Consider the following 26003-nt stretch of genomic DNA (forward strand, 5'->3'; position numbering starts at 1 on the left):
AGAAAAGGTGAAAAAACTCTACTTGGAGGAAAATAGAGTTTTTTCACCTTAAAAGTTTGTTTTTATCTTTTGTCACATTCTATTCGTGATCAAGAAGATGAGGATAATTGTTATGTTACTCCATCAACTTTTGCTTAATTAACCAAGCCGCTCCAATCACACCAGCTTCATTTCCAAGAAGAGCTAAGTCAATATTTGTTGAGTTTCTGACAGGGGTAAACGCACACTCATTAAACTTTTTTCTGACCGATTGTAAAAGTGGATCTCCCGCCTTTGATACCCCACCCCCTATCACTATGACATCTGGATTCAAAGTGTTGGCAAGGTGAGATAACGCTAACCCGAGATAGTAGCTACATTGCTGGGCTGCAAAAGCAGCAATCTCATCCCCCATTTTTGCGGCCTCAAACACATCTTTTGCACTGAAATTTTGTTTCGTTCTTAAAAAAGAAGCTTTAGATGTGGTTTGCAGTTGCTGTGAAGCTAGTCGAACGACACCAGTCGCAGACGACACCGTTTCTAAACAACCACTTTTTCCACAGTTACACACAAACCCTTTTTCTGTTACCACTGTCATATGACCGATTTCTCCAGCAGCTCCACGTGCCCCACGAACAATTTTACCATTAACAATTACTCCACCGCCGACGCCTGTTCCTAACGTGACACAAACTAAGTTTTCAGCTCCACCTCCAGCACCTTTCCACATTTCTCCGAGTGCTGCACAGTTTGCATCGTTCTCTACCATAACAGGAAGGCCGATTTCTTGTTCTAGAAGAGCCTTTAAAGGATAATTCTTCCTCCACCCTAAATTAACGGCTTCATACATCACTCCACTTTCAGAAAAAGGCCCGGGTGCACCTACACCTACACCGAGAAGCTGATCCTTCGATATAGACATCTCCAATAACTTCTTCTTTATTTCCTCGGCAATATTTTTAATAATTCGTGATCCATGATTAGATACATCTGTTGGTACTTTCCAACCAACTACAATTTCCCCACTCGTATTTATAAAAGCTAATTTTGTCGTCGTGCCACCAAGATCAACAGCAGCAATTAATGAAGTAGCCACGTTATTCACCTGTTCTTTAATTTATCTTTTTCTTTTTGAATCTCATGCCGCAACAAAAGTAAAGCCATTTGAAATTCTTTTGGTTCAACCAGTTGCGACTGATTTAATTCTTTTAATTCCGCTTCCATCAACTGTAAATCAGCGACCCGATCTCCTACATAAACGAATACACCAAATCTTTTTAATAACTGTTGAACATCCCAGATTGTATTCATTGACACCAACCCTTTAAGCTAAATTTTCAACATCCATTTCATTCATTAGTTAAAACCTATATACAGTGCACTAACTGTCAGTATCATCGTTCCCGCTAGGAAGACGAGCTGTCTACCTATCCGATGATTTTCCGGCAAATGAAGCACACCTGTCGCTAAAAAGCCGCCAATCAACCCACCAATATGACCAGCATTATCGATTCCAGACATCGTAAACCCAAACACAAGGTTGATTATGATGATAAAGATAATATTCATTCCCATCGTCCGAAAAAACTGTCTAGGATACACCGTTCCAAAATATAACAAAGCACCAAAACAGCCAAATATCGCTCCGCTCGCTCCAGCTGATAAAGAGTCATTCATTAAAAAACTAGCCAATGTTCCTGTAAATCCTGCAAATAAATAAATCAATAAAAAGCGAAACCGACCAAAAATCTTTTCTACTGCTGTCCCTAATAAATAAATAGCAACTGTATTCATCAACAAATGTAAAAAGCCTATATGCAAAAACGTCGGCGTAAAAAACCGCCACCATTCTCCCTCAAGGATCAGCGGGTTAAATTTAGCACCAAAACGAATGAGGTTGGATGTATTGGTACTCCCTCCGCTTAACTCCATCAAAATAAATACAATGACTTGTATACCGATAAATAAAAAAGAAAAAAACGGAGTGGCATAATTAAACAATTTTTGATCTTCTTCCTTTTTCTTCACAGAATAAGTAAGAACGGCTCTTTGATAAGCATATCCTTCTTCATCTGAGCAACTGTCAAAAAAAGAAGGGTCAATCGCCTCTTGAAACAACTGATTAAGTTGGTCAACCGTTTCCTTGTGACGCTCTTGACTGAATAAAATCGATGTCACTTTTGTTTTTTGCCCTTTCGGATAATAGAACGGCTCGCTTGTATAACGTTCATAATCATCAATCGGGGAATGAGAGGATATGTAAATATTCACTACATTTAATTGACGTTTTCCTAATCGCTTACGAATTCCTTCACCTATAGCAGAAACACCTTCAATATCTTTGCGAAGACGATTCGACCAATCGACATCTGCACGAACTAGTCGAATAATTTGTGCGGATTTATTCGTTACATGTTCAAGCAACATCTCCTGTCGATTTTCAACCTTGCTCATAATTTGATAGTCTTTCTCCACCACAAAGAAATAAGCAAGCTTCCAAAATAGATTATTTTCAGTAGAACCCATCTCATCACTGCCTTTGTTCATTTTGTTCTTTCTTACTATAACGAAAGAGAAAAGCCACTGTAAAGTCTAGGCTATCTAGGTTCACCTTTATTTAGAAAAACAAGTATAAATCTCTTTTTCTGTAATCAATTGTTGGACAGGTAAATCGTAAACTTCTCTAGGAACCTCTGTTAACAGTTGCTGTGAAAACAAGAGAGCTACTGTTTCCCCTTCAAAGTTTTCGAGAAATCGATCAAAATAGCCACCACCAAAACCAAGACGATATCCTCTCTTATCGAAAGCAAGACCAGGAACAATTAATAAATCTATGGTCTTCGAGTCCACATCATTTGTCCTGGCAGGGTCAGGTTCATATAAACCTGAATACACCGTCTCAAGCTCACAAAATGAAGTCAATTCATAATACTTCATACTCCGATCTACTGGATAGCATTTAGGAACAACGACTTTTTTCCCCTCTTCCCAACCTCTTGTGATCAATGACCAAGTATTTACTTCGCGTAAACGAGAAACTGTAACCGCTATTGTCTCGGCACTTTGCCATAGTGGTAATGAGAATAAGCGTTGTGCAATTTGAAAAGAGTATTGCTCATACTCAAGCTTACTCATGCTTGCTAGTACTTCTTTCATATTGTGTCGCAACAGTTGCTTATCCATCTTTAACAATCCCCCTAATTTTTTATATAAAAAAAACAGCAGGAAAAGGATCCCGCTGCTTACTTTGTTTCACGATGAGCAGTAACACGCTTTTCTCTTGAACAATATTTTTTCAGTTCAAGACGATCAGGGTTGTTACGTTTGTTTTTCTTAGAAATATAGTTACGATCACCGCACTCAGTGCAAGCTAAAGTGATATTTACGCGCATCTTTTTCCCTCCAAACTTTTCAATACATTTGTATCTTCTTTACGACCTTTCTATAATATCACTTTTTTTTTGCAAATGCTAGTCTGATTTTCATTGTTCCGTCGTTTTAATCGTCCATTGTCTATTATTTCTCTCTGTCCAACTAGTTGAAAGGGCATCGTGCAAATGAAAACGCTTTAAAAACTGTGTGGAGTAGTTGCTAATTTGAGCAATTGGCGGTTTTCTCGCGGATGCTATTCCTGAAATTCCATGTTTCAACCTTTTTTCTGCTAACCAATGCTGATAGGGATTGCCAATATCTTGCCAATAGGCTTCTGAGCGATACACAAAAATTCTCTCACAGTCTTTTAAAATAACAGGAAAAAGATCTTTAGCAAAATCCACTTCCCCATTAAAATGATAGCGCTCAAAAATCTCTGGTTCAATAATATAAATACCTGTATTGACGATACTACTAAAAATTTGTTCTTTCTCCGGCTTTTCAAGAAAGGACACTAATCGTCCTTCCTCATTAATCAAACAAATACCGAAATCTTCCGGCCTTTCCACTTCCACAGCGACTAAAGTCAAAAGAGCTTGCTTAGAATGATGGAATTGGATCGCTGCTTCAAGTGAAATATTCGTCAATGCATCTCCGCTCAATACAACAAACGTTTCCTGAAAACGGTCCGCATGCCGAAAAAGACTCCCTGCTGTTCCAAGTGGGGCTTTTTCTTCAATATAAGTAACGTTTACACCAAAACGGGAGCCATCTCCAATATGCTGCTTAATGCTTTCCTTTTTGTAACAGACGGTGAGAGTCACATCGGTAATCCCTTGCTTTTTGAAGAGTTCTAAGTTGTATTCTAACAGAGGCTTGTTTAGTAATGGCACCATAGGCTTTGGTAACCAATCAGTTAAAGGCTTTAGCCTTTCCCCTCTACCTCCTGCTAAAATAACTCCTTTCATGAACGCACACCTTCCATCTTTAAATTTACCATGGCCTGGTCATACACTTGCTTCGTCTGTCCACTGATCTTTTCCCAACTATAAACATTTTTAGCTAGCTGATAGCCATTCATTCTCATGCGATCCTTTAACTCGCGATCATGTAGAAGCCGTTCTAATTGTAACTGAAGGCTCCATGAATCTCCGGGTGTAAATAACAACCCTGTTTCTTCATGTAGTACAAAGGATTTTAATCCACCTGTACGAGAAACTACCACTGGCCTTTGCGCTGCCATAGCCTCTAACGCCACAATCCCAAACGGTTCATAAAGGCTTGGAAAAACAGCCACTTCACATTCCGTAAATAACTGCCATCTTTCTTCATCCGTTACAAATCCAATGAAGTGAACAAAGTTTGCTAGATTCCTTTTTTCCACTTCTTTTCGAAAATAGTTCAACAAAGGTCCCTTACCTGCAATGATAAACTGAATATTGTATTTTTTCAAGATTTCCCCAGCCGCTTCAATTAATAAATGAAAGCCCTTTTCCTTTACCATTCGCCCAATGGAAAAAACGTAAGGAAATTCGTTTTGCTTCATTACCACGCCTTTTTGCTCATTTAAAAACACCCCATTAGGAATGGTGAATATTGGTTTAGGTTTCTCTAAATAATAAGTCTGAACTTCTTCTTTCATGGGCTGGCTACAAACGATTAAATAATCGGATTGATTAAATAATTTCTTTTCTATATAACTAATTTCTAATTGCATGTCAGTAAAATCCCCTTGATTACGACCAAATTCTGTAGCGTGAACAGTCGTCACTAAAGGTAGACGAAAGTACTCTTTACAAGAAAGAGCGGCATAGCTGACAAGCCAATCATGCGCATGAAGCAGTTGGATTCTTTTTTCTCCAATCAACTCGACTGCTTTCCGGAGCATGCACGCATTTAAGTCTGCTACCCATTTTAAAAAGTTTGGTTCACACGAATGTAATGGTCCGGTACGAAAAACATGAACCCCCTCGTTATATTCATAATTGGGCGCATCCGCTGTAACAGCAGTAATGACATAAATATCAAGACCTTCTTTCACAAGTGACATCGCAAGGTCATGCACATGTCGAGATAAGCCACCAACTATTCTAGGAGGATACTCCCAAGTAAATAAGAGCACCCCCTTTTTTTCTTCCGGTAAATGATGACTTTCATATTTTTTTTCTTGTGAAAGCGCGCTTATTCCACTCAGCAACCGCTCATATCGCTGTTGAATAAAATCATAATCACAAAGATCCTGACAAATCCCTTCATATATATAGTCAAACGCCTGATAATAATTGATCCGTTCCTCTTCACAAGCATCATGAGCAATCGCATATAAATAATAGGTCCATTCTTGTATAAGTGCTTGTAACAAAAATCTCTCCTCATGAGGCAGGCGTTCCTTTACTCTAGCAATCTTTCGTTCCATTTCAAAGGCTAGCATTGAACACTCTATTGCGTGATCGTTCAACAAAGGACGTTGATTAAAATGTAAATAGCTAAACGGAACATGAACAAGCTTTTCTTCAGCCATTCTTGCTTCTACACGCTCTTTTGGTATATTCTTTAACAATTTGTGAAGGAGAGCAAGAGAAGCCTGTGACAATGGAAGATAGATCGATATTTCCCCTATTTCCCATAGGCTCTCACAGTCGGCAATGCGAATCGGTTGAACTTCGATTCCATAGGCGGTTTTGTACGTATATTTCTCTTCACCTTCCATTTGAGGAAGAGCCTCATGATCAAGAAATATGTACGTAATCCCAAATTGTTTTAAAAATACATCTATCCCTGAAGTATATGCACATTGTGGCAGCCATAGACCATTGGGCGTACATTGAAAACAGGCTTGCCAAATTTGAATGGTTTGATGTAGTTGATAGCTGATCGCTTCTGGAGTTTGCAAAACCGTTAAGGGGAAATCACTGATCGTTGAAGGATAAGCTGTTAAACGTCCACATTTCATATAATAGTTAAATGATTCTATCAATTCACCGTGCCATTCTGTCCAATGCTCAAATAATGATAAATGCTCTTCATCGTCTACACTAGAGAAATAATGTTCTGCAGCTGCTTTAAAGCTAGGTGATTGAAACCAGTTGATCATTAGTGGATTAAAAACAACGCCAATGTGTACACTGGGAGGAAGCTTTTTCAACAGATCTATTAATCCTAAATATTCTTTAAGTACTGCTTGAAGATAGGACGACGTTTCTTCTTGATTGAACAAAAGAAACGGACGAAAAGGAACGGACGGCTGCAAAATAATAAAAGCTTGTTTTTCACTCATGTTCTTCCTCCAATGAATATTCATAATAGGAATACGTGCTTATATGCTCGATCCAAAGTGGTCTTTTCGTTTCATCATTTCGATACCTTTCCATCGTTGAATACATCATGAATTGTTGAGCAGCCTGTTCATAAGGGGTGTGAATCGGATTTGAACGAAGAAGAGGAAAAAAATCTTGTTGCCGGTTCAAGAATCCAATCTCACACACATAAGAACGATTTCTTTGCAAGCCTTTCACAAACCAATAATTGCTGTTTGTTGGCACTTTAAAGGCATACATATGGTGAGCATTGTTTCCGTTAAAAATGATGTCCGATACATCGTAAAGTCTTAAATCATAAGCTGGTTGATCAATCGGTAGTTGGAAAATACTCTGTATCGCTTGAATAAACCACTCTTCAAGTGTCCATTGACAAATCGCTCGGTTAGGTGAAGTAAGTGTAAGCGTTAAAAACCCAGCTGTAAAGCCTTCTATCTTTTCATCCTTCAAAGAGAATACAAAGGGATTTTTCTCTTCCTCTAACGAAGCCTGTTGCTTTTGGAACTTTTCCCATTGGTAACGAACCTTCCCGACAGAAATACCTAATATGTCAGCAATGTTTTGTATCGATTTTCCTTCGTTTTTTAACCTAATAATTTCCGCTTGCAACATTCTCACCCTATTCAGCATCATTTTCACTCTTCTTTTCATCGTAACACTGTCCGACATGATCTACAATGTACACATATTGTCGCAATATGACTATTTTTACCTAATGAAGCTAGTAGAAATAGACTAAATATGATATAAATAACATGAGCTATCAAACATCGAGGTGACGATATAAATGTACGGATTAATGATTGGCCTTGCCGCTGCTGCGGTCGTTTTTTTCCTTCTTTCACTTTTTCAAAAAGATCGCTATACCCAACTATCTAAAGAGGTGGAAGAACTGTCTATGCAGCATTTGCAAGAAAGCTATCAACTAAAACAAAAAATAAAGATATTAGAAGAGGAGCTTTTTTTAGACGGCTCTCTCGAATTAAATGGAGAAGCGTATACGGAACAAACAAACATTAGTGCTATCATAAAAAATCAAGTGATCGCCCTATATTACCAAGGAACCAGTATAAACGCCATTGCCAAACAATCTTCTCTGTCCACAAAACAGGTGCAACAAATATTAAAACCGTATATGGAACAAAAGGAGTGAAGTCATGGATAAACAAACGACAAGAGCTTTCGCAGCTGGACTATTCACTGCTTCACTAGCATTATTGTTCTATTCTCAAACAACATCGTCTCCCGAGACAACAGACAAAGCGATGATTGAAAAACTACAAGAGAAAGACTATGTCGTCTTATCAACGAAGGAATACGAGCAGCTTCAAAGCAAAACAGATCAGCTTTCTAAAGCTAAGGAAACAAAAGCAAAAACAGTAAACAGCAAAGAAAGCAACGAGCAATATTACACTCTACGAATTACCCCAGGCATGGACTCTTCAGAAATTGGTGAGACCCTTGAAAAAGCAGGTATGATTAAAAGTGCAGAAGAATTCAATAGTTTCCTCACTAAAAATGACTACGCTGAAAAAATTCAAGTAGGCGAACATAAAATTTACTCCTCCATGACCATGAAACAAATAGCTGTTGTCTTAACGACTAACTAGAGCGGATCACTTAATAAAAAAGGTTAGCAGACCAATGACTGCTAACCTTTTTTCGTGCTTATCCGAATCTTCCTGAAATATAATCTTCTGTACGAGTATCTTGAGGACTATTGAAGATCGTTTCTGTATCACTAAACTCTACGACTTCACCACTTAAGAAGAACGCCGTTTTGTCAGAAATACGGGCGGCCTGTTGCATATTGTGTGTCACAATAATGATCGAGTACTGCTCTTTTAATTCTTGGATTAACTCTTCCACCTTTAACGTTGACACTGGATCAAGAGCAGAAGTTGGCTCATCCATTAAAATAACATCTGGCTCTAGTGCTAAACAACGTGCGATACATAAACGTTGTTGCTGACCTCCAGATAATCCGTAAGCTGGATCATGAATACGATCTTTGACCTCATCCCATAAAGCAGCTCCACGTAAACTTTTTTCAACAGTTTCACTAACGATTTGTTTATCTTTAATACCATGAATTTTTAAACCGAAAGCGATATTTTCATAAATTGATTTTGGAAATGGGTTTGGTTTTTGGAATACCATCCCTACTCTAGTACGTAACTCTTCTACAAGAAAATCTTTGCTGAAAATATCACGTCCACGATATTCAATTACACCCGAAGTTTTCACATCTGGTACAAGGTCAATCATTCGATTAAGTGTTTTAATATATGTGGATTTTCCACAGCCAGAAGGACCGATGATTGCGGTAACTTCTTTCTCGTTAATTTCTAAATTAATATTTTTTAGGGCATGATGACTTCCATACCAAAGATTACAATTTTTTGTATTGTACACAGCTCTGTTTTCGTTAGCTGCTTTCTTTTCACCTTTCACTACCTCTAGTGCCATTGATTTTCCCTCCAATTAGTTTTGCTTCAGTATGAGTTAATATCTTTGTTGATATCGATTGCGGATCCACACAGCGACAGAATTCATCAAAATCAGAATGATAAGAAGAACGATAATACCAGCTGCAGCTAATAAATGGAATTCTTCTTGAGGTCTACTAGTCCAGTTATAAATTTGCATTGGTAAAGCTGTAAACTGGTCAAAAACAGACTTAGGTAAAAACGCAACAAATGTTGGAATTCCGATAACTACAAGCGGAGCTGTTTCTCCAATCGCCCTCGAAAAGGCTAAGATACTTCCGGTTAATATCCCAGGAAGAGCTGATGGAAGAACTACTCGTAAAATCGTTTGCCACTTTGTAGCTCCAAGCCCAAAGGACGCTTCTTTCAATTCATTTGGCACTGCCCGAATCGCCTCTTGTGAAGCAACAATAATAACTGGAAGAATTAACAAACTCATCGTCAATCCTGCGGCCAAAACACTGTTGCCAAGGGCTAACATACGGACGAAAATAGTTAAGCCTAGTAAACCGAAAACAACAGACGGTACACCAGCAAGATTGGAAATGTTCATTTGAATCCATTGAGTCATCCGATTCTTCTTGGCGTATTCCTCAAGATAAATGGCCGAACCTACACCTAACAAGGTAGAAATAGGCACAACAACAGCCATCATCCAAAGAGTCCCGATAAGTGCTGCCTTAATTCCAGCTTGTTCCGGGCGTCTCGAAGCAAAATTCGTCAAGAAATCCCAGGATAGATAAGCAGCTCCTTGAGAGAAAATTCGAACAAGAAGAATGATTAAAATGATTGATGTAAGGACCGTTGCTGCAAAGAAAAGGCCTTTATACAAATTATTCTTCATAAGACGTGTAGGGATATTCCCTACCATTTCATCTGTATTAATCTGCTTTTGGACATTTTGCATTTAATATTCCTCCCTAAAACGCTTGGAGACGCGTCCAGCTATAACATTCATGGCCAATGTGAAAATAAATAAAGTAAAACCAACAGCATAAATACTGTAATAAATCGTCGTACCAAATCCTGCATCACCTGTACTTACTTGAACAATGTAAGATGTCATTGTTTGTAAAGAAGACGTCAAATCTAGTGAAGCAGTTGGAGTTGAGCCTCCTGCAATGGTCACGATCATCGTTTCACCGATGGCACGAGAAATGGCTAATACAATAGAAGCAAGAATCCCTGATAAAGCAGCTGGGATGGCTACCCTCCAAGTCATTTCCCACTTCGTTGCTCCAAGCGCTAAAGCTCCTTGACGAACGGATTGAGGAACTGATGAAAGTGCATCTTCTGAAAGAGATACAATCATTGGAATAATCATAATCCCTACAACAATCCCTGGACTAATCGCATTAAACATTTCCACTGAAGGGAAAATAGATCGCAATAAAGGAGTGACAAATGTTAGAGCGAAGAAACCATAAACAATAGTAGGTACACCCGCTAACACCTCTAAAACTGGCTTCATAATTTTTCTAACTCTTTCTGAAGCATATTCACTTAAATAAATGGCAACAGCCAAGCCAATTGGCACTGCAGTTACGGAAGCGATTATTGTAATTTTTAACGTTCCAATGACCAAAGGCAAAATACCATATGTGGCTTCAGATTCAGAGAATGGATACCATTCTTTAGCTGTAAAAAACTCAACTATTGAAACTTCACGGAAAAACGTAAACGTTTCAAAAATTAGCGTCAACACAATGCCGATCGTTGTTAATACGGATACAGCAGCCATAATAAACAGTATGACTGGAATAATCTTTTCGCTTCTGTTCAAAAAACCGCTTTTATATTTTTTCTCAAGCAATTCTTGAACTGGGCTCATTTTCTTCTCAACTGTTTTCAAAATGAATACTCCCTTCAACCCAATAATAAGATGGAAAGCGGATTCGCTTCCCATCTTACGGAATTATAATCCTTTATCCGCTAAAACCCCTTATTTCTTTAATCCTTCTAATGTTTCCAATGCTTTTGTATATTCTTCATCTGGAAGTTTTACATAACCGACTTCCTCTGATAATGCACCTGCATTTTCAAGAGCAAATTTCACGTAGTCATATACCGCTTCGTCTTCAGCTACAGCTTTGTTAGATACATATGTGTATAGTGGACGAGATAATGGTGCATATTCTCCACTTTCGATTGTTTCGTTTGTTGGCTCAACCGGCCCTTTACCTCCGTCAATTGGAACCACTTTTAATTCATCTTTGTTTTCTAAGTAGTAAGCATAACCGAAGTAACCAATTGCGTTTTTATCGCCAGTTACACCTTGTACAAGTACGTTGTCATCTTCAGATAAAGTAGCGCCTTTATCAATTTGTTGCTCTTCAAGGATTACTTCATCAAAGTAATCAAATGTACCGGAATCTGTACCAGGAGAATACAATTTAATTTCTTCTTCTGGCCATCCTTCACGGATATCCGACCATTTTTTCGGTTTGCCGTTATCTACCCACATTTTTTGCAATTCTTCAACCGTTAAATGATCAACCCAGTCATTATCCTTGTTCACTACTACTGAAAGACCATCAAATGCAAGCTTGAATTCAGTGAAATCAACTTTCTTCTCTTCTAAAGATGCTTTCTCTTCATCTTTAATTGGACGGGAAGCGTTGGTCAATTGTGTTTCACCCGCGATGAACTTTTCAAATCCGCCGCCAGTTCCAGAGAAACCAACAGTTACTTTCACATCAGGCTGCTCCATCATATACTCTTCAGATACAGCTTCCATGATTGGATAAACGGTAGAAGATCCATCCACTTGAATGTTACCTTGCAGTTGCTTATCCGTTTCTCCTGCTTGCTCAGTTGTTTCTTTCTTCTCTTCTCCACCTGTGCCGCTGTTACATGCACCTAATACTAAAGCAGATCCAAGCATAGCAGATACAGCAAGAACTTTTACTGGTTTCATCTCTAATTTCCCCCTAAAAAATGTTTGTTTTTGTTTTTTGCTACAGTACACAGATTAACGAAGGAGTATTAATCCCGTTTTAATGTAATGTAAAGCTTTTGTAAATGATAGACTTTTCCATACAAAAAACACCCGATTTATTCCAAAATCGGGTGTTTTCGACTACTCTTCTTCTTTATTTTCCTTGTCATCTTTTAGCTGTATATCTTGTTCAACGACCACATCAGATGTTTCGTTCTTCATTCTTTCTTCTTTCAGCTTAAAATATTCATCTAAAATTCTTCTACCAATAACATTATTTATAGAAGACTTTCCTTTCCCCTCATATACCCAAGGAACAACAACTGAAAAAGCTACTTCTGGATTGTCATAAGGTGCATAGCCAACAAGCGTCACATTCCAAGTCATTGGCAGTTCTTGACCATTTTCTAAGTATTGTTCACGCTTCGGTCCATCATAAACACCCTCTGCCGTTCCTGTCTTACCTGCAGGGTTATACGGAGCACTAGCAAAATATCTTCTAGCAGTCCCCTTTGAACCATTCATTACTAAGCGAAACCCATCTTGTACACTTTGTATCTCATTCGGTGTGGCGTCTAATCGATTCAATACTTCTGGTTGAGTTTCTTTAGCAACCGGCCCTAATTTATTCGCTTCTGTATGTGGTTCACGAACTTCTTTCACAATATAAGGTTTCATTCGATAACCACCGTTTGCAATGGTAGATACATATTGAGCTAATTGAAGTGGAGTATACGTATCAAACTGACCAATAGCAAAGTCAAGAATTTTCCCAGGCTCAGACAAATTTATTTTTCCTTGGAAGCCAGTTTGTTCATTTGGCAAGTCAATGCCAGTAGGAACACCAAGGCCAAATTGAGCAAAGTGGTTTCGCATCGTTGCAAATCCCTCTTCCAAATTCAGCTTCAAGCTCGAATTCGGAATATATTTTCCTCCGGCTATTTCAATAGCCGTTTTAAACATGTATACGTTAGAAGAGCGCATTAAAGCCGTTTTTTCGTCTACTGCTACAGCTCCATGCCGGTTAAAGGCGGAACTCTTCGTTTTATTGGTTCCTTTAAATTTCAATGGTTCATCTACAATATAGTCACCAGGCTCATTGACTCCTGTCATAAATCCTGTTAATACAGTTGCCCCCTTCACAGCCGACCCCATCGTATAAGAAGTCGTCATATTCCCAAGGGAAAAGTCAAGCATTTCTGTCTTGCCGTCTTCATTCGTTTCCAGTTTCTTCCCTGACATGGCGAGTATTTCACCCGTATTCGGATCCATCATCGTTACAAATGCACGATCAAGAAGATGACGGCCATAGAGCGATTTCTCCTTTCTTAATTCCTCTTCAACAATCTTATCCACTGCTTGTTGAAGTTCCATATCAATCGTTAATACTAGATCATTTCCACGCTGACCTTCGCGAATGACTTCAGAATCCAATACATTTCCAGACTTATCTGTTACATTTTTCACTTTTGTTTTCTGGCCGCGAAGTACGTCTTCATATTGATATTCAATATAGCTTTTTCCTACGCGATCATTTCGGCTATATCCTCTTGAAGTATAATAATCGACCATTTCTTTCGGTAACCCTTCCTTTGAAGAGGAAATATTACCAATAACTGTCTTTAGTGTATTGTCATACACATAAAAACGTTCCCAATCTGTCGTTGTATTCACGCCAGGTAAGGAATCTAAGTTCTCACTAACAACTGCATACTCTTCTTCTGTCACATTTTTATTTTTGACAATTTGCGGAGTCATCGCGTACCCTGTAGTAAATTCACGATAAATCGCCAATATTTCTAGTTCTTCTGCTGTCAATTCTTTCAAATCTTCTTCCGTCACACGATCAACTTCCATTTGATAAATTTTCGTCTCATCAATTTCGTTTTCTTTATATTGCTTCCATTCTTTCTCCGTGATTTTATCTTTTCCTTTTTCTGGATTTTTCATCAACCAGAAATCTTTTTTATCACGTTCTGTGACTTGATCCGTTTCTTTGTCAATGAGCTTTGCCAGTTTTGTTGCTGTTTTGAGCATCTCTTCTTGTGTTGCTCCTTTAGATCGCGTATACGTAATCGCGTTTTGCGGTACGTTGTCTACAACGACTTTTCCATCTCTATCATAAATCTTTCCTCTAGGCACACTCGCATTCACTGTTACGTCTTCTGTCCGTTCTATTTTTCTTTGATAATCTTCCCCCTGGACAATTTGTACAATCCCCAGTCTGAAAATTAATAGAGAAAAAAGCAAAAAGACAACGAAGAACATAATGTTCATTCGCAAAGGGACATGCGTCTTCCTTTTGTTCTTTGTCTTTTTCAACTGTCACAACCCTCTCTAAATCATTCCTTTTTACATTCTTTATTTTAACGAAGTTTGTGTATTTTTTCTACTGATAGCTAGAAGAAACTTTCTTCCACATATCATAGCCGGATAAATGAAAGAAAGCGAAGCAGTAACTACTTCGCTCATTTTTCCACTTTTAATGAATGGCAACCCTTGTTGAACGCAAATGAATCTGTCGAATACAAAAATAAATCATGCTATGTCCCGCTCCTAACACAACAAGCAAAATCGGGATACTTTTTTGTTCGTCAAAAAAGACAATAGCTGCTATAAAGGATAAAATAGACGCGATTCTTCCTACATTAAGAAAGATCTCTCGTAACACGATATATTCAATTCGCCTTTCAGCTGCCTCCTTCCCTTGACCGATGACATCGTAAGTCATTGATAAATAAGGAACGAGCAAAAAAGGATAAGCAACAGCAATCACAGCGGCATAAATCAGTAACCTTGCATATGTCGGCTCAGGCATGATGATAAACAAAGATAAAAAAAGCATCACGCCACCGGTAAAAATCACTTGCTTTCGATACTCTTTTTTGATCACTTTCGCGGCTAATGTATAACTGATAAACGAAATCCCTGAGTAGACGAGACCGTACATACCAAGAGCTAGTTCACTATTCGTTGCCAAAAAGACAAACACGGAAATAATAAAAACGAATACACCTTCTCTTAACCCTTGGAAAAAATGAGCGGTTGTAATGCGCCGCCAATCCACATTCCATTTCCTCTCTTCCCAGACAGGTAGGAGGAGAAAGCGACCTTCTGCGCGTCTTCGCTTTAAGAAAAAACTAAACAGTACAGCAATAATAAAGCCCCCAAGCGATAATCCAAACACGATGAAATATCCTGTCCCCGAAGCAAAACGACTAATAATAAAACCAGCTAGTATCGGACCAATCATTCCTCCTGTTGAAAACAATGTCCCCATAAAGCCATTAAAGAAATCCCTTGTGTCAGGTTCTGTAATCTCAAAGGTTAATACATTGAAGGCTAACCAATAAAATCCATAGCCTGCCCCAAGAAGAATGCCCAACAGTATAAGCCAATTAGAGGCTTGTTCACTAAACGCAAGAACCGCTAAATAAAAAATACCAAGAATCGTAATGCCGATCCTCAATACAATCACCCGGTCCACCTTTTTTGCACATTTACCAGCAATAAAAAAGGCAATTGGCTGAATGGCTACCACTGATAAATTGTAAATGGCGAGATCGATAAATTGGCCCGATTGCTTCCAAAGATAAATATTGACAAAAGTATTCGATAAGGCAACGCTTAGGGAATACAAGCCACCAATAATAAGCAAAATAAACAAGTCTTTCGTTAAATCCAAATGACTATACCATTTTTTGATCAGCATCATATGTATCCCCCCTTCCTCACTTATGTTTTGGAGAAAAGGGCGCAGTTATACAACAAAAAAGACAAGTCATGATCATGACCTGTCTTTTACTTTAATAAAAAAATTATTTTGCTTCGTTAAAACGCTTTGCTACTTCATCCCAGTTAACAACATTCCAGAACGCTTGAATGTAATCTGGACGACGGTTTTGGTAGTTCAAGTAGTACGCATGCTCCCAAACATCAAGACCAAGAACTGGTGTTTTTCCTTCCATTAATGGAGAGTCTTGATTTGGTGTGCTTGTTACTTCTAGCTCGCCGTTGTTAACAGCAAGCCATGCCCAGCCAGAGCCAAAGCGACCTGCTGCTGCTGCTGCAAACTCTTCTTTAAGTTTATCAAGGCTTCCAAATTTGCTGTTAATAGCCTCAGCTAGTTCACCTGTTGGTTCGCCGCCGCCATTTGGAGATAAAAGCTGCCAGAATAAAGAGTGGTTAGCATGTCCGCCACCGTTATTGCGCACAGCTGTACGAATCGCTTCAGGAAGAGCATCAATGTCAGCAATTAGTTCTTCAACTGATTTGCTTGCAAGATCATCATGACCTTGAAGTGCTTCGTTTAATTTTGTTACATATGTGTTATGGTGTTTCGTATGGTGGATATTCATTGTTTCCTTGTCAATATGAGGCTCTAATGCATCATAAGCGTAAGGTAATTCTGGTAATTGGTATGCCATAATAAATTCCTCCTATGTAGGTTAATTTTTTCTTATCTTTCATCATTTAGATTACCAAAATAGAACGATTCTTTCAATTGTTAAGCGTTACGAATTCAAGAAAAATCATTAAGTTTTCTATACTCTCCTTTCACAAAGGAGATGTTAAATGATAATGTTGATTTTTGACTCATTCATGCAGCATCGTTGAAAGCCTCCAAAAAAGGGCGAACTCCTTATTGTCATGCGACAAATGTGAGTTCGCCCTTTTATTCATAAAACTTATAAACCTCTAATACCAAGAACCGATTCAGCAATATTTACTGCGTGGTCACCCATTCTCTCCAAGTTGCTAATAATGTCCACAAACACAATTCCTGCCTGTGCTGTACAAGCCCCTTCTGTCAGGCGTAAAATATGCTGCTTGCGCAATTTTCTTTCCATTTTGTCAATTAAATCTTCATTCGCAGCCACTTCGCGAGCCAATTGCAAATTATTTTCATCGAGTGCTTGAACTGATTTTCTGACCGTATCAATTGTTAATTTAAACATTTCCTCAAGTTCTGTCATCGCTTGATCAGTAATCTTCACTTTATTTGTTTGTTGATAATCAACAAGCTCTAAAATATTTTCAAAATGGTCACCAATTCGTTCTATATCGCGCACAGTATCCATTAATAAGGAATGTCTTTCTGATTCTGCCTCAGATAATGAAGTACCTGATAAATCAATTAAATAATCAGTAATCTTTCTATCTAAATTATTTAATGAATCTTCAATTTGAGCTGATCTTTCTGAATGCTTTTGCTGTTTTGTTTTTAAATACTCATGCGTCTCTTCCATCCCTTTAACAGCAATTTGCCCCATATTAATCACTTCTTCCTTTGCTTGACCAAGAGCAATAGAAGGAGACTGTTCAATAAAAATAGGATCGAGATGTTTGGCTTTATAATCAAAGACAACATCTTCACCAGGAATTAACTTCGTCACAATCATTGCCAACACACCAACAAACGGTAATTGAATGAGTGTATTGGTAACATTAAAGGTACCATGAGCAAAAGCAATCGTCATCTTCGGATCAAGATCAAGTGCACCGGTTAAATAAGTTATAAACTGTGTAAACAACGGTAAAATAAGCAAGAAAATTGCCGTCCCAATCAAGTTAAATAGAACGTGAGTAGCGGCTGCTCTTCTTGCCGCAACAGATGCCCCAATAGACGCTAATACCGCAGTAATTGTCGTTCCGATATTGTCACCGAAAAGAACAGGTAACGCCGCATTTAAATCCAATAAACCTTCAGCAAATAAACTTTGTAAAATTCCAATCGTCGCACTAGAACTTTGTACGATTACTGTAAAGATTGTGCCTACAACCACTCCTAAGATAGGATTCGCACTCATGTTTACAGTCAATTCATGGAAAGACTCTAATTGACTTAAAGGCTTCATTCCATTACTCATGAGCTCTAATCCATAGAAGAGAGCACCAAATCCAAAGAAAATCATTCCAACATTATGGATTCGTTTACTTTTAAAGAAGAAAATTAAAATTGCACCGATCGCTAATATTGGTAGAGCGTATTCACCTACATCAATTCCAATAATAAAAGCTGTCACCGTTGTTCCAATATTCGCTCCCATAATGACACCAATTGCTTGCTTCAATGTCATAAACCCAGCACTTACAAGTCCAACAGTAATAACGGTGGTTGCTGAACTACTTTGAATAAGTACGGTAACCAGTACCCCTGCTAACACACCCATCAAAGGATTGGTTGTGAAACGATCTAGGATGTCCCGGAGTCGATCTCCAGCCGATTGTTGCAATCCGTCTCCCATTAGCTTTATTCCGTACAAGAATATCCCTAGTCCACCCAAAAACTGAAAGAGCATTTCCTGGACATTGATTTCCATTTCTCCAACTCCTAATCAATTGAATTCGACAAAACTTGCAAACCCTCTACAATTATTAATAAATTATGAGTTAAATGTAAATAACCTCAACTTAAAATTTACAATTGATTAACAAAAGGGTGGTTTTATTACATTTATGTTACAAAAAATGAATAGTGGCTTTCTTTGCTAAGTTTACATACAATAGAATCATAAGGAGGAAACCATCGTGAATATTTTTCAGCAGTTCATTAAAAGCTTATATTCCCCTAAACATATTGGCTTTTTTCGTTTTCAAGGAATTGGTCAAACGATTAGCTATGTGTTTTTTGTCATGCTCATTTCTTGCTCACCCTTTGTGATCTACTCTACTCACATGACTACAAGTGTACTAGGCGACTTGCAAACATCTATTAAGAAAGATCTTCCTTCGTTTACCATTGAGGATGGCATATTAACATCTTCATTTACTAAGACAAAGGTCGCTCAAAATGGCGACACGGAAATCATTTTTGATCCTTCAGGCACCGTTTCTGCCATCGATATTCAAAACAAAGAGCAAGCTATAGGACTTTTAAAAAATGAAATCGTTTTATCCATTCAGGGACAAACCCAATCTTTTCCTTACCTATTTCCCACTGCGAAGAATGTAACAAACGAACAAGTGGTGTCATACATCGACACATTGCAATCCTATTTAGTTATATTTCTACCAGTATTATTTTTAATGTATTATTTATTTGTTTCTGCTGTTGGATTCATTAAAGTCTCCATCTTTGCCGCATTGGGATCATTGATGAATAAAGGACTTAAAAGAAAGATAGAGTATCGTCATAGCTTTCGGATAGCCGCCTACGCGATCACACCATCGATTGTCATTATGACCATTCTTGGTTTCGCACATATCCAGCTTCCTTATAGCTTTTTACTAAACTGGTTGCTAACGATCCTCATGATGTATTTCACCATCCGAGCAATCCCGCTTCCAAAATCTAAAATTTAACCAAACATTCGCTGAGGCGATCCCTAGAACAACGCATGGGATCGCCTCAGCTTTTATTATGGTCATTTATTTGCAGGACAAGCATATATTCATAATAAAGTGAAACTTCAATCAGTGGGGGGCTTCATCCCCCACTGATAAAAGAAGAACAAAGGCTAAAGTCGCAACATCCTGTTGCAACGCCTTTGTAACCTGCATCGTGCAGGCCCGAACGGATCGGCTGTTGATCCCTCACCTACATACCGGCGCTTCTTCTGCCATGTTGAGGTGGGGGTCTTATAGCCCGTTAATGCGGGATAAAAGAGGAGGGAGCATATGAAGAATTTTATCTTTTTTGTGATTTTATTAATAGTGTTAGCCGGCACATGGAATGATTTAACAAGAGGTTCCCTTCCACAAAAAGACCCATCTGTTATCCATGAAAAAGAAAGTTCTCCTGCAACCAACACCTCTATCCCTTCTCAAACAGTTAAAATCAAAGGCGGAGACACCGTTCTATCGATTCTAGAGGAAATACACAATGGGAAGCTACCTGTTGACATTTCACAAGCCGTCAACGATTTCAGTCAATTAAACAAAGGAATCACACCTGAACAAGTACAAATCGGACAATCCTATCAATTTCCGATTTATGAATAAACATTTTCACTAGCCATTTTCTTGTCATATGTGTTCAAATACTGGTACAATTACTTATTGAAGAAGCTTTTTATTAGATCTTATAAAGGAGCGAATCACCATTGAGTGAAATCACCCATCGTTCAAATACCCGTCCCGTTAAAGTTGGCGATTTAACTATTGGCGGAAGCAATGAACTATTTATTCAAAGCATGACTACAACAAAAACTCACGATGTCGAAGCCACAGTCAAGGAAATTCATCGCCTTGAAGAAGCAGGCTGTCAAATCGTTCGCGTCGCTTGTCCTGATGAGCGTGCCGCGGATGCCATTGCTGATATAAAAAGACAAATTAATATTCCATTAGTGGCCGATATTCATTTTGATTATAAACTCGCCTTAAAAGCCATTGAAGGTGGTGTAGATAAGATTCGGATCAACCCAGGAAACATTGGGCGCCGCGAGAAAGTCGAAGCGGTTGTTAATGCCGCTAAAGCAAAAGGCATTCCGATTCGAATTGGTGTCAATGCCGGAAGCTTGGAGCGCAAAATTTTAGAAAAATATGGTTACCCTACCGCGGATGGCATGGTAGAGAGCGCGCTACACCATATTAAAATTTTGGAAGATCTAGATTTTCACGATATTATCGTTTCCATGAAGGCATCGGATGTGAATCTTGCCATTGAAGCGTACGAAAAAGCGGCACGCGCCTTCGATTACCCGCTTCACCTCGGTATTACCGAATCTGGTACGCTATTTGCTGGTACCGTCAAAAGTGCAGCTGGCCTCGGAGCAATACTAAGCAAAGGAATCGGGAATACATTACGTATTTCTTTAAGTGCCGATCCTGTTGAGGAAGTGAAAGTGGCAAGAGAGTTATTAAAATCTTTCGGCCTATCCTCTAACGCAGCGACATTAATTTCATGCCCTACTTGCGGACGAATTGAAATTGATTTGATCAGCATTGCCAATGAAGTGGAAGAATATATCCAGAAAATTAAAGCACCGATTAAAGTAGCCGTCCTAGGATGCGCTGTAAACGGTCCTGGAGAAGCACGGGAAGCTGATATTGGCATCGCTGGAGCAAGAGGCGAAGGATTACTGTTCCGTAAAGGAAAAACTGTTCGAAAAGTACCTGAAGAAACAATGGTAGAAGAGTTAAAAAAAGAAATTGACAAAATTGCCGAAGAGTATCTCCAAAATCAAGAAGCGAAATCAATATAAAAAGGGGGTATCCCAAAAGTCTGCGTCGCAAACTTTTGGGACGATACTTCTTATTTGAAAATGCCATTAAATTAGGTTTTTTGCACCTGTCGCTTTCGGTGCAGAAAAGAGACCGTCTCAACTACTTATGAGACGGTCCCTTTTGCTCCTTTTTAAACATCATCTTAGAAAAAGCGAAACGGAAGAATAAATAAACCAACTACAAGAGCGACAACACCGATCCCAATCGCCCATGCTCCAAGCCCTTCTGCGCCTTTTCTTCTAGCCATGAACCCTAACACTACACCTATAGCTCCGAATAATACAGGAAGCATGAAAAGCGCAATAATGGAGGAAATTAAGCCAGCATAACCTAGCCCACGTCCTCCCTCCTCTTCGCCAACGTCTCGGTCTACTTCTCGAGTATCATCTCGTCGAAAAGGAATAGGCTCAGCAATTTCTGCAGCAGTTTCTTCTCGCATAGGTTTCATATCTGTGTCATTTACATACCGATTCTTATCATTGGTTTCATCTTTCACTGTTCATCCCCCACTTTCACAATTTGAGGAGCATTGTTATTGTGTGCGAGAAAAAAGAATTTATTCAAAACTGTCATTCCTTCACATAACAATCGTCGAAAAAATATGTTACACTTTTGGGAAGAGTGAACAAAGTAAGGAGCAAACATAATGAAACAGAAACGTTTTGGTATCGATATTGACGGAACAGTTACTTGTCCCACTAGCCTAGTTCCATTTATTAATCAAGATTTTTCCATGAATATAACGTTGAAGGATATAAAAAAATATGATTTATCAGAAGCGCTCAATATTCCTGCTGATCGATTCCGTGACTGGTTTGATGAACGAGAGCCCATCATTTATGAGAACTCACCGATTGCCCCGGGCGCTAAAGAAGTATTAGATAGCTGGAAGCAGCAATTTGAATTATTTTTTATTAGTGCACGGAGAAATCATTTACAACATGTGACGGAGAAATGGTTCCATGAACATGATCTTCAATATGATCATATTGAATTAATTGGTTCGCATGACAAAATTAAAGCTGCTAAAAAATATCAAGTCGATATTTTCTTTGAAGATAAACATGACAATGCCGTCAGCATTCATGAAGAACTTCATATTCCTGTGATGCTATTTAACACACCTTATAATCAAGATCCTGTCCCTAACGGAGTCATTCGTGTAGATAACTGGGCACAAGCGAAACAATGGGTGCAAAACTGGTGCAACTATTCTGTCACCCTCTAAAAGAAACGCCAATCAAGCATAAAAGCCTGATCTTCCACTGTATAGCGGAGAGACCAGGCTTTTACAATAACTGCATTTTACGATGAATACTATGATGCCTTGCATTCCGGACAAGTTCCATAAATTTCAAACTTATGTCCTGAGATTTCATATTCATTTAGTTCATCGATATGATCCATCGGGCATAGATGAATCTCTTTTGTTTTTCCGCATACCATGCAGATAAAATGATGGTGATGCTTAGAGTGAGAACAGGTAAAACGAAAATGACGCTCTCCAGACAATTCTGTTTCTTCAAGAATCCCCATGTCCACAAACAAGGACAAATTCCGATAAATGGTATCGAAACTAAGCCCTGGATAATCCACTTTCATTTCCTCAAGCACATCTTTAGCTGTTAAATATTTATCCGCCCTAGCAAACAACGAAAGCATTTCTTCTCGCTTCCCCGTCTGCTTATACCCCTTTGCTTTTAAAAGCTCCATTGCCTGAGTTAAATTCATTTTATTCACCCCATATTAAAATTGCTTGCTCAACTTTTTCAACGAAATGACCAGTAACAAAATCAATATTGAAGCTACAACAATTGTCCCTCCTGGTGCTAAATCTAAATAATAGGCACTGACAAGCCCTGACACCACAGCGATTTCTCCAAATATAATGGAAAAGAAAATCGTCTGCTTAAACCCTCTAGCAATCCTCATACTAGCAGCCACAGGTAGTGTCATTAAGGAGGACACTAATAGCACCCCGACAATTCGCATCGAAACCGCGATCACAAGTGCAACAAGAACAATAAAGACAAAGTGGATCGCCTTAGCTGGTATGCCAGATGCCTTGGCATGCTCTTCATCAAATGAAAGCAAAAATAACTCTTTGTACAATAAAAAGACAGTTGCAATGACAAAAACGCTAATCACACAAATGACGATCAAATCATTATGACTAACCGCACTGACGCTTCCAAATAAATAACTGAATAAATCTGTATTAAAACCCTCGGCAAGCGAAATAAAAATAACACCGATCCCGATCCCACCAGATAAAATAATGGGAACCGCCAGCTCCTGATAATGCCTATATACCGTGCGAAGTCGCTCAATTAATAAAGAGCCTAACACGGAGAACACCATCCCAACATAAAGCGGGTTTAACCATGTTAAGGAAAATTTTTGTCCAAAATACAAGCCGGCTGCAATCCCAGCAAGCGTTACATGGCTGAGAGCATCCGCAATGAGAGACAGTCTTCTCACAACAACAAATGCGCCAAGAAGAGGAGCAATGATCCCGATAATGATGCCTGTAATGAAGGCATTTTGCAAAAATTCATATTGTAAAATGGCCTCAATCATTCGCTGTCCTCCTTATGGTCATGATGATGCTCCAGCAGGTGAATCCCATGTCCATATAGTTTAGACAGATCCGATTCATCTAAATGCCTAAATTGTGTCATGCTTCCATGAAAATGAAGATATTTGTTTAAACAAGCCACATGAGTCACTTTATCACTAACAATCCCGATATCATGAGTCACCAGTAGCAAAGTAATCCCCATCTCTTTATTTAAGTATGACAGCATTTCATAAAAAGATTGAACATTTTTCGAATCGACACCGACAGTCGGTTCATCAAGAATTAATATTTCAGGCTTTGATACAATCGCCCGGGCGATAAATACTCGTTGCTGTTGTCCGCCTGACAGCTCCCCGATATTACGATGTAAAAATGGGTCCATCTCTACTGCCTTGACAGCTTCAAAAATTTCCTGTTTTTCTTTACTACCAATCCTGCGAAACAATCCAAGCTTTTTTGTCAAACCACTTGCCACTACTTCAAATACAGTCGCAGGGAATCCTGTATTGAAAGAATTGGCTTTTTGTGACACAAATCCGATCTTATCCCAGCTTTTAAAATGACGTTGAGGTGTGCCGAACAGAAAGATCTCGCCTTCTTTTACTTTTAATAATCCTAAAATTAATTTTAATAATGTAGATTTTCCTGAACCGTTCGGACCTACTAAACCTAAAAATGCCCCTTTAGGGACAGATAATTGAATATTTTCCAATACATTATCACGGTCATAGCTGTAGGATACATCTTTTATTTCAATGATAGGTAATTGATTCATTGAAATTTCTCCTTTTTATATAAGAATGGTTACGATTTAAGAACAAATTGAAGTATACAGGATTTCAGCGAAAAAGTAAACCGGAACCGTTTCGAAAAGCGGTCCCGGTTTTTTTATTAATGAATGGCTGACTTAAAACGAGCGCCATGCGTTTCTTGCGTACTCATAATCGTTAAAAAGGCATTTGGATCAATGTCGGTAATAATGCTTTTCAATTTCATAACCTCAAGCCTGGTCACTACGACGTAAATCACATCTTTATCCGCATCCGTGAAGCCACCTTTTCCCTTCAGTTTGGTCGTTCCACGGCCTAATCGATGTAAAATCGCATCAGATACTTCGTCATATTGATCGGACACAATAATACAGGCTTTTGTTTCTTCTAGCCCTTGCAATACCGTATCAATCGCTTTAAAAGCAATATAGTAAGTCATAACAGAATACATGGCGTTTTCTGGTCCAAACACAAACGCTGCCCAAGTAAATACGAAGATATTGATAAACATGACAAATTCTCCAACCGAAAATGGTAGCTTTTTCGTCATTAATATACCTAAAATTTCTGTTCCATCAAGTGTTCCACCATGTCGAATAACTAGGCCTACTCCTACACCTAACATCAATCCACCAAATACTGCAGCTAATATGGGTTCTGTTGTAAATGGAGCAAAATGGTGCAGCTGACTTTCTACCACTGCTAGACAAACGATACCAAATAGTGAGGAAAACATAAACGTTTTTCCGATCTGCTTATAACCAAAATATAAGAACGGGATATTTAGTACGACAACAAATGTTGAGAAAGAAAAAGCAGGATGATCGATTAAATAATTTAAGATGAGGGAAATCCCAATAACTCCACCGTCAATAATATTGTTGGGGACTAGAAATAATTCGATGGAGATCGCTGCAAGTGCCGCTCCTAAAAATACAAGCGCTAGACGATAAATTAAGTGAGTCATTTTTTCTCTTTTATGTTCTTTAGGCATATCATCATTCCTTTTATTAGTATTATCTTTCATACAAATTCACTCATCTCTTCTTTTACTCATACATTTATAGAGAACAGAAAAGGAGTGACGATCAGTGAAACTTGTTCAGCATTTAATCAATCAAAGAGCTCAAGTCATCACAGGAGATGAGCTAATGAAATATGCAAAAGGGTTAAGTATTTCATTGAAACAAGAGGAAGCAGAGAAAATCGCTAGCCAACTGCGCAGGAAAAAAGTTGATTTATTTAATGATGGAGAAAGAATTCAATTACTGAAGGAAATCGCTCGCATTACAAATGAACAAACAGCTCGAAAGCTTAACAGACTATTTTCTATGTTTCAACCATGAACACGATGATCCATCCGGCAGAGTCTATTATTTATTAGACCCT

At 38.5% G+C, this 26003-nt stretch carries 28 protein-coding genes; 7 read left to right on the forward strand and 21 right to left on the reverse strand.

Annotated elements, in window-relative coordinates; translation table 11 throughout:
- Nucleotides 1–115 precede the first annotated feature (115 nt).
- The 8 genes from WDJ61_RS12255 to WDJ61_RS12290 form a co-directional block, all read right to left on the reverse strand.
- The gene (locus tag WDJ61_RS12255; protein ID WP_338750091.1) at nucleotides 116–1075 is read right to left on the reverse strand and encodes an ROK family glucokinase; all 960 of its coding nucleotides are present in this window, start codon (nucleotides 1073–1075) and stop codon (nucleotides 116–118) included.
- A gap of 5 nt (nucleotides 1076–1080) precedes the next feature.
- Complete coding sequence (locus tag WDJ61_RS12260) at nucleotides 1081–1290, reverse strand: YqgQ family protein (protein WP_338750093.1); 210 nt, start codon at nucleotides 1288–1290, stop codon at nucleotides 1081–1083.
- 45 nt (nucleotides 1291–1335) lie between these two features.
- A complete protein-coding gene (locus tag WDJ61_RS12265; RefSeq protein ID WP_338750095.1) occupies nucleotides 1336–2526 on the reverse strand; it encodes a rhomboid family intramembrane serine protease in 1191 nt (396 codons plus the stop codon).
- A gap of 66 nt (nucleotides 2527–2592) precedes the next feature.
- On the reverse strand, nucleotides 2593–3162 hold the full coding sequence (locus WDJ61_RS12270) for a 5-formyltetrahydrofolate cyclo-ligase (protein WP_338750097.1): 570 nt from the start codon (nucleotides 3160–3162) through the stop codon (nucleotides 2593–2595).
- Between the two features lie 59 nt (nucleotides 3163–3221).
- A complete protein-coding gene (rpmG, locus tag WDJ61_RS12275; RefSeq protein WP_094834085.1) occupies nucleotides 3222–3371 on the reverse strand; it encodes a 50S ribosomal protein L33 in 150 nt (49 codons plus the stop codon).
- Nucleotides 3372–3461: 90 nt separating this feature from the next.
- Nucleotides 3462–4319: a nucleotidyltransferase family protein gene (locus tag WDJ61_RS12280; protein WP_338750105.1), complete on the reverse strand. Its 858-nt coding sequence runs from the start codon at nucleotides 4317–4319 to the stop codon at nucleotides 3462–3464.
- Complete coding sequence (locus WDJ61_RS12285; RefSeq protein ID WP_338750107.1) at nucleotides 4316–6628, reverse strand: glycosyltransferase; 2313 nt, start codon at nucleotides 6626–6628, stop codon at nucleotides 4316–4318. The genes WDJ61_RS12280 and WDJ61_RS12285 overlap by 4 nt, the downstream gene beginning before the upstream one ends.
- Nucleotides 6621–7301: a DUF4912 domain-containing protein gene (locus tag WDJ61_RS12290; protein ID WP_338750109.1), complete on the reverse strand. Its 681-nt coding sequence runs from the start codon at nucleotides 7299–7301 to the stop codon at nucleotides 6621–6623. Before WDJ61_RS12290 ends, WDJ61_RS12285 begins: the two co-directional genes overlap by 8 nt.
- A 154-nt stretch (nucleotides 7302–7455) precedes the next feature.
- On the opposite strand from WDJ61_RS12290, the gene WDJ61_RS12295 reads away from it, so the two are divergent.
- Together WDJ61_RS12295 and WDJ61_RS12300 are read left to right on the forward strand one after the other, a co-directional pair.
- Nucleotides 7456–7821, forward strand: a complete 366-nt coding sequence (locus WDJ61_RS12295; RefSeq protein ID WP_338750111.1) for a helix-turn-helix domain-containing protein — start codon at nucleotides 7456–7458, stop codon at nucleotides 7819–7821.
- 4 nt (nucleotides 7822–7825) lie between these two features.
- A complete protein-coding gene (locus WDJ61_RS12300; protein ID WP_338750113.1) occupies nucleotides 7826–8278 on the forward strand; it encodes a hypothetical protein in 453 nt (150 codons plus the stop codon).
- A 58-nt stretch (nucleotides 8279–8336) separates the two neighbouring features.
- Here WDJ61_RS12300 and pstB read toward each other — a convergent pair whose 3' ends face one another.
- The 8 genes from pstB to WDJ61_RS12340 all read right to left on the reverse strand — a co-directional run bounded on the left by pstB (nucleotide 8337) and on the right by WDJ61_RS12340 (nucleotide 18418).
- A complete protein-coding gene (pstB, locus tag WDJ61_RS12305; protein WP_338750115.1) occupies nucleotides 8337–9137 on the reverse strand; it encodes a phosphate ABC transporter ATP-binding protein PstB in 801 nt (266 codons plus the stop codon).
- 36 nt (nucleotides 9138–9173) lie between these two features.
- Nucleotides 9174–10028 (reverse strand): phosphate ABC transporter permease PstA, encoded by an 855-nt coding sequence (pstA, locus tag WDJ61_RS12310; protein ID WP_413789099.1) that lies wholly within the window; start codon nucleotides 10026–10028, stop codon nucleotides 9174–9176.
- A gap of 36 nt (nucleotides 10029–10064) precedes the next feature.
- A complete protein-coding gene (gene pstC / locus WDJ61_RS12315) occupies nucleotides 10065–10988 on the reverse strand; it encodes a phosphate ABC transporter permease subunit PstC (RefSeq protein ID WP_338754790.1) in 924 nt (307 codons plus the stop codon).
- A gap of 111 nt (nucleotides 10989–11099) precedes the next feature.
- Entirely contained in the window at nucleotides 11100–12074 is a 975-nt protein-coding gene (locus WDJ61_RS12320; protein ID WP_338750119.1) for a PstS family phosphate ABC transporter substrate-binding protein, read from the reverse strand.
- 162 nt (nucleotides 12075–12236) lie between these two features.
- Nucleotides 12237–14363: a penicillin-binding protein 2 gene (locus WDJ61_RS12325; protein WP_338754791.1), complete on the reverse strand. Its 2127-nt coding sequence runs from the start codon at nucleotides 14361–14363 to the stop codon at nucleotides 12237–12239.
- Nucleotides 14364–14577: 214 nt separating this feature from the next.
- A complete protein-coding gene (locus WDJ61_RS12330) occupies nucleotides 14578–15810 on the reverse strand; it encodes an MFS transporter (protein WP_338750121.1) in 1233 nt (410 codons plus the stop codon).
- Nucleotides 15811–15913: 103 nt separating this feature from the next.
- Nucleotides 15914–16522 (reverse strand): superoxide dismutase SodA, encoded by a 609-nt coding sequence (sodA, locus tag WDJ61_RS12335; protein ID WP_338750123.1) that lies wholly within the window; start codon nucleotides 16520–16522, stop codon nucleotides 15914–15916.
- Between the two features lie 261 nt (nucleotides 16523–16783).
- A complete protein-coding gene (locus tag WDJ61_RS12340) occupies nucleotides 16784–18418 on the reverse strand; it encodes a Na/Pi cotransporter family protein (protein ID WP_338750125.1) in 1635 nt (544 codons plus the stop codon).
- A 208-nt stretch (nucleotides 18419–18626) separates the two neighbouring features.
- Here WDJ61_RS12340 and WDJ61_RS12345 point away from each other — a divergent pair, with 208 nt between their 5' ends.
- The 3 genes from WDJ61_RS12345 to ispG all read left to right on the forward strand — a co-directional run bounded on the left by WDJ61_RS12345 (nucleotide 18627) and on the right by ispG (nucleotide 21241).
- Complete coding sequence (locus tag WDJ61_RS12345) at nucleotides 18627–19400, forward strand: DUF1189 domain-containing protein (RefSeq protein WP_338750128.1); 774 nt, start codon at nucleotides 18627–18629, stop codon at nucleotides 19398–19400.
- Nucleotides 19401–19715: 315 nt separating this feature from the next.
- Entirely contained in the window at nucleotides 19716–20039 is a 324-nt protein-coding gene (locus WDJ61_RS12350; protein ID WP_338750130.1) for a hypothetical protein, read from the forward strand.
- 110 nt (nucleotides 20040–20149) lie between these two features.
- Nucleotides 20150–21241, forward strand: a complete 1092-nt coding sequence (gene ispG, locus WDJ61_RS12355; protein WP_338754792.1) for a flavodoxin-dependent (E)-4-hydroxy-3-methylbut-2-enyl-diphosphate synthase — start codon at nucleotides 20150–20152, stop codon at nucleotides 21239–21241.
- A 164-nt stretch (nucleotides 21242–21405) separates the two neighbouring features.
- On the opposite strand, the gene WDJ61_RS12360 is transcribed toward ispG, so the two are convergent.
- On the reverse strand, nucleotides 21406–21711 hold the full coding sequence (locus WDJ61_RS12360; RefSeq protein WP_338754793.1) for a DUF4190 domain-containing protein: 306 nt from the start codon (nucleotides 21709–21711) through the stop codon (nucleotides 21406–21408).
- Nucleotides 21712–21909: 198 nt separating this feature from the next.
- Here WDJ61_RS12360 and WDJ61_RS12365 point away from each other — a divergent pair, with 198 nt between their 5' ends.
- Nucleotides 21910–22491, forward strand: coding sequence for a hypothetical protein (locus tag WDJ61_RS12365; RefSeq protein ID WP_338750132.1), 582 nt, complete (start codon nucleotides 21910–21912; stop codon nucleotides 22489–22491).
- A gap of 89 nt (nucleotides 22492–22580) precedes the next feature.
- Here WDJ61_RS12365 and WDJ61_RS12370 read toward each other — a convergent pair whose 3' ends face one another.
- The 4 genes from WDJ61_RS12370 to WDJ61_RS12385 form a co-directional block, all read right to left on the reverse strand.
- The gene (locus WDJ61_RS12370) at nucleotides 22581–22994 is read right to left on the reverse strand and encodes a Fur family transcriptional regulator (RefSeq protein WP_338750134.1); all 414 of its coding nucleotides are present in this window, start codon (nucleotides 22992–22994) and stop codon (nucleotides 22581–22583) included.
- Between the two features lie 15 nt (nucleotides 22995–23009).
- On the reverse strand, nucleotides 23010–23843 hold the full coding sequence (locus WDJ61_RS12375; protein WP_338750137.1) for a metal ABC transporter permease: 834 nt from the start codon (nucleotides 23841–23843) through the stop codon (nucleotides 23010–23012).
- Nucleotides 23840–24619: a metal ABC transporter ATP-binding protein gene (locus WDJ61_RS12380; RefSeq protein WP_338750139.1), complete on the reverse strand. Its 780-nt coding sequence runs from the start codon at nucleotides 24617–24619 to the stop codon at nucleotides 23840–23842. The genes WDJ61_RS12375 and WDJ61_RS12380 overlap by 4 nt, the downstream gene beginning before the upstream one ends.
- A gap of 116 nt (nucleotides 24620–24735) precedes the next feature.
- On the reverse strand, nucleotides 24736–25608 hold the full coding sequence (locus WDJ61_RS12385; protein WP_338754794.1) for a YitT family protein: 873 nt from the start codon (nucleotides 25606–25608) through the stop codon (nucleotides 24736–24738).
- A 97-nt stretch (nucleotides 25609–25705) separates the two neighbouring features.
- Between WDJ61_RS12385 and WDJ61_RS12390 the strand changes: the two genes are divergently transcribed.
- Entirely contained in the window at nucleotides 25706–25960 is a 255-nt protein-coding gene (locus tag WDJ61_RS12390; RefSeq protein ID WP_338750141.1) for a DUF2624 family protein, read from the forward strand.
- The last annotated feature ends 43 nt before the right edge of the window (nucleotides 25961–26003 follow it).

Origin of the sequence: Bacillus sp. FJAT-52991, from assembly GCF_037201805.1 — a bacterium.
Taxonomy (GTDB): Bacteria; Bacillota; Bacilli; order Bacillales; family Domibacillaceae; genus Bacillus_CE; species Bacillus_CE kandeliae.